This is a genomic window from Streptomyces sp. NPDC097617, from assembly GCF_044761485.1.
GTDB lineage: Bacteria > Actinomycetota > Actinomycetes > Streptomycetales > Streptomycetaceae > Streptomyces.
In genome coordinates this window covers 1-3426 of sequence record NZ_JBIWCL010000070.1, presented here as the reverse complement: position 1 = coordinate 3426, position 3426 = coordinate 1, and the positions used below count along the sequence as shown (strand labels likewise).

Sequence of the window (3426 nt, the reverse complement as noted above, 5' to 3'; positions counted from 1 at the left end):
TCAACTTTTGGCGTTGATTTTTGGCACGCTGTTGAGTTCTCAAGGAACGGACGCTTCCTTTGTACTCACCCTCTCGGGCTTTCCTCCGGGCTTTCATTCTGTTCTTGCGTTTCCGACTCTATCAGACTCTTTCGTGTCCGACTTCCTCGGTGCTTTCCAGGTTTTCGCTTTCGCGCTTTCCTTTCCGGCGGTTCCGACTCTATCAGAAGTTTTCCACCGGATTTCCCGGCTTCGGATTCCTGAACGAAGAGACGGCGGTACCCCACTGGAATTCAATTCCGCATTGGGGGTGAGAGAGAGTTTAAACCATCGCTGCCGAACTTGTCCAGTTCGAGGCAACCGTTCGAATCTACCTCCCCGCGCGCTCCGTGTCAACGGTGTTCGCGGGACGACGAGGAGACTAGCAGCTCAACGGGCTCGTACGCACATCAGGCCGCGGTCGGGAGCGTCGCCGTCCGGTCGGCCGCCTCCACGTCCCCCACCTCGCCGGCGCGGGCGGCCCTGCCGCCCAGGACGAAGACGTAGAGCAGGAAGGCCGCCTCGGCCGCGACACCGATCGTGATCCGGGCCCAGGTCGGGAGGCCCGACGGAGTCACGAAGCCCTCGATCAGGCCCGAGATGAAGAGGACCACCGCGAGGCCGATGGCCATGCCGAGTGCGGTGCGGCCCTGTTCCGCGAGGGCCGTACGGCGGGTGCGGGGGCCCGGGTCGATGACCGTCCAGCCCAGGCGCAGGCCCATGCCCGCGGCCACGAAGACCGCCGTCAGTTCGAGCAGTCCGTGCGGGAGGATCAGCCCGAGGAAGACGTCGAGGCGGCCGGCCGAGGCCATCAGGCCGAGGCCGACGCCGAGGTTGGCCATGTTCAGGAAGAGGATCCAGAGCACCGGAATCCCCAGGAAGGCGCCCAGGACCAGGCAGATCGCGGCCGCCTGGGCGTTGTTCGTCCAGACCTGGGCGGCGAAGGAGCCCGCGGGGTGGCTGGAGTAGTACGTCTCGTACTCACCGCCCGGCTGCGTGAGCGCCTTCAGGTCCTCGGGGGCCGCGATGGCGCCCTGGACCTCCGGGTGCGTGGCTATCCACCAGCCGATGAGCACCCCGAGCGCCGTGGAGAGCAGCGCGGTCGGTATCCACCAGCGGCGGCTGCGGTAGACCGCGGCCGGGAAGCTCACCGTGAAGAAGAGGGCGGCGTCGCGCCAGCCTGCCCGGCGGGTGCCCGTCACGGTGGCGCGGGCGCGGGCGACCAGCTGGGTCAGCCGGCCGGTGAGCATCGGGTCCGGGGCGCTGGACTGGATCCGGGAGAGGTGGGTGGAGGTGCGCTGGTAGAGCGCGACGAGTTCGTCGGCCTCCTCGCCGGTGAGTCTGCGGCCGCGGCCCAGGAGCTGCTCGAGCCGGTCCCACTCCGCCCGGTGTGCGGTCACGAAGACGTCGAGATCCATCCGGTTGCCGCTCCCCTGTCCCAGGTCCCCTGGCCACTGCCTATTCCTAGTGTGGTCAGCTTGGCAGACTGGATGCCGTAGGGGCGGGGGGCGGGTCACATGAGAGGTGCTGTGGTGAGCGATCTGGTGACGGGGGACGCGGTCGTCCTGGGGCTGAGGCCCGCGCGGCTGCCGAGCCGCGGGCTGGCGATCCTCCTGGACCTCGCCGTGTACATCACCGGGTACGTGATCATCTCCGTCGGGCTGACCATGGCGACCGCCTCGCTCGACGAGGCGGCCCGGGCGGCCGTGGGGGTGGCGAGCTTCCTGCTGCTGGTGGTGGGTGTGCCGATCGCCGTGGAGACGCTGTCCCACGGGCGTTCGCTCGGCAAGCTCGCCTGCGGGCTGCGGGTCGTACGGGACGACGGCGGGCCGATCCGGTTCCGGCATGCGATGGTCCGCGGGGCCATGGGGATCGTGGAGCTGATCCTGACCTTCGGGTCGATCGCGTGCATCGCCTCGCTGGTGTCGGCGCGCGGTCGGCGGCTCGGGGACGTGTTCGCCGGGACGCTGGTGGTCCGGGAGCGGGTGCCGGGGGCGCGGGTGATGCCGGTGCCTCCGCCGCCGCCGTGGCTGGCCGGGCGGTTCGCCGGGCTGGATCTGTCGGCGGTGCCGGACGGTTTGTGGCTGGCGATCCGCCAGTACCTGACGCGGATGAACCAGCTGGATCCGCAGGTGGGTGCCGCGATGGCGGTGCGGCTCGCGGACGATCTGGTCGCGCGTACGGGGGCTCCGCCGCCGGCCGGGGTGTCGGCTGCCGCGTTCCTGATGGCCGTGGTGCACGAGCGGCAGTCGCGGGACGCCGCGCGGGCCTTCCGGCCGTCCGCCGCTGCCGGTCCGGGGCACGGGTTCGGCCCCGGAACCGGCCCCGGAACCGGCCCCGGAACCGGGCCGGGAGCCGGGCCGGGAGCCGGTTTCGGGCCCGGATTCGCGCCTCATCCCGCGCCGATGCCGATGCCCATGCCCGCGCCGATGCCGATGCCCGTAACGGCGCCGACGCCGGCGCCCGCCGCGGCTCCCGCGGAGGCTCCGCGGGCCGGCGGGTTCGCGCCGCCCGCCTGAGGGGTCACTGCTCCTCGAAGGCCGAGGGCGGCGTCTCCAGGTGTTCGAGTTCGATGCCGGGGGCGGAGAGGACCACGTCCCCGGCGATGTGGATCGTGTGGACCTCACCCGTGTCCAGTGCGCTGACCCGGTACGCGTCCACCAGGAGCGGGCCGCTGTCCGTGGGGTGTTCCTCGCGGCCCAGCAGGGCCCAGGCCTGGTCGACCGTACGGGGTGCGAGCACCGGGTCGGTGAGGGCCAGGAGCCGGACGCGGGTCTCGGGGGCGCCGGGGGTCAGGCGCAGCAGGCGGGACGTGGCGACGAGGAAGGCCGGGGACGTGCCGGTGAAGCCGGGGGCGGCGATGTTGCCCTCGGTGGCCTCGGTGCCGGTGGGGTCCGTACGGACCCAGGTGACCCCGTCGATGGCGGCGCCGCGCACCTGCCAGCTGGCGGCGTTGACCTCCATGCGGATGGGGCGGCCCAGCTCGTCGATCGCCAGGTCCACGGAGCCGCGGTGGTCGCCGCCCGGGCCTGTGAGCTGGGAGACGTAGCGCCAGCCGGAGGGGCCGGGGGCGCAGTGGAAGTGCTCCTCGCCGAGGGGGGTGTGGTCGTGCGGGTCGTGGAGCGAGTAGCGGCCGCGGGGCATGGTGCGCACTCTTCTTGGGTTCGGGGGCTGTCGAGAGGTACGAGGGATACGGGGCAGGCCCCCGGCACGGGTGCCGGGGGCCTGCTTCACGTACTGCGGCCGCTGATCAGAGGCTGATCAGGGCTTGATCAGTAGCGGTAGTGGTCCGGCTTGTACGGGCCCTCGACCGGGACGCCGATGTAGGCGGCCTGCTCCGGGCGGAGCGTGGTCAGGCGCACGCCGAGCGCGTCCAGGTGCAGGCGGGCGACCTTCTCGTCGAGGTGC

The 3426-nt window shown here is 71.5% G+C and carries 4 protein-coding genes; 1 reads left to right on the top strand and 3 read right to left on the bottom strand.

The annotated features are described in order from the left end of the window. Positions 1 to 428: 428 nt before the first annotated feature. Positions 429 to 1436: a stage II sporulation protein M gene (locus ACIQZO_RS40400; protein ID WP_403636400.1), complete on the bottom strand. Its 1008-nt coding sequence runs from the start codon at positions 1434 to 1436 to the stop codon at positions 429 to 431. 114 nt (positions 1437 to 1550) lie between these two features. On the opposite strand from ACIQZO_RS40400, the gene ACIQZO_RS40395 reads away from it, so the two are divergent. Further along, complete coding sequence (locus tag ACIQZO_RS40395) at positions 1551 to 2537, top strand: RDD family protein (RefSeq protein ID WP_403636398.1); 987 nt, start codon at positions 1551 to 1553, stop codon at positions 2535 to 2537. Positions 2538 to 2541: 4 nt separating this feature from the next. Here ACIQZO_RS40395 and ACIQZO_RS40390 read toward each other — a convergent pair whose 3' ends face one another. Together ACIQZO_RS40390 and ACIQZO_RS40385 are read right to left on the bottom strand one after the other, a co-directional pair. Then, positions 2542 to 3162: a hypothetical protein gene (locus ACIQZO_RS40390; RefSeq protein ID WP_403636402.1), complete on the bottom strand. Its 621-nt coding sequence runs from the start codon at positions 3160 to 3162 to the stop codon at positions 2542 to 2544. A 128-nt stretch (positions 3163 to 3290) separates the two neighbouring features. Next, a partial coding sequence (locus ACIQZO_RS40385) for an adenosylhomocysteinase (RefSeq protein ID WP_398675777.1) occupies positions 3291 to 3426 on the bottom strand: 136 nt, incomplete at its 5' end.

What these genes read in the sequence shown, in the direction of transcription:
- ACIQZO_RS40390 (WP_403636402.1), bottom strand. Translation starts at nt 3,162, where the DNA reads ATGCCCCGCGGCCGCTACTCGCTCCACGACCCGCACGACCACACCCCC.
- ACIQZO_RS40400 (WP_403636400.1), bottom strand. Translation starts at nt 1,436, where the DNA reads ATGGATCTCGACGTCTTCGTGACCGCACACCGGGCGGAGTGGGACCGG.